This is a genomic window from Corallococcus caeni (genome assembly GCF_036245865.1).
Classification (GTDB): Bacteria; Myxococcota; Myxococcia; order Myxococcales; family Myxococcaceae; genus Corallococcus; species Corallococcus caeni.
Genome location: NZ_BTTW01000066.1, coordinates 1 through 450, shown reverse-complemented (window position 1 = coordinate 450; position 450 = coordinate 1). Strand labels below are relative to the sequence as shown.

Annotated in this window: 1 protein-coding gene; it reads left to right on the top strand. The window is 56.4% G+C overall.

Annotated features, from left to right (window positions below; genetic code table 11):
* Positions 1-207: 207 nt before the first annotated feature.
* The coding region (locus AABA78_RS38935; protein ID WP_338270597.1) for a hypothetical protein at positions 208-450 on the top strand (243 nt) is incomplete at its 3' end.

Here is a 450-nt window from a genome sequence, read left to right as displayed (position 1 = left end):
ACTCTCCAATTGTATTCTTGGTTTGCTTGAACCGGCGTTCCCCGAGACCCGGCTAAGGAGTCTCGGCTCGCTGATTCGTCGGCACTTCCCTCTCGCTGCGCTTTTCAGCGCTGCTCTTGAGGTGAAGCGCCCTCAAAAAATTGACTGCGGGTTTCCGCAATCCATTACTGCTTGGGCTTGCTATTTGGTTTTCAAAGACCGAGCCGCTTGTCCTGCTTCGCGACTTTTGCTACCGTGCTTCTTGCCGGTTTTTCCAACCGGCAGGGCTGCAGCTTCTATTTCAGTTCGCAGTCAGCGTCAACTTCGCTTTTGCGTCCTGCGGGCTGCGGGCTGCTTCGAAGTTCGTCGGCGCCGTCCAGTGACTTTCGCCGCTTCTTTTCGAAGGGGAGCGGCTTCTACTTCAGCGCCGCGTTCCCTGTCAACCTGCTTGCTGTCAGCTTCCTTCACCGC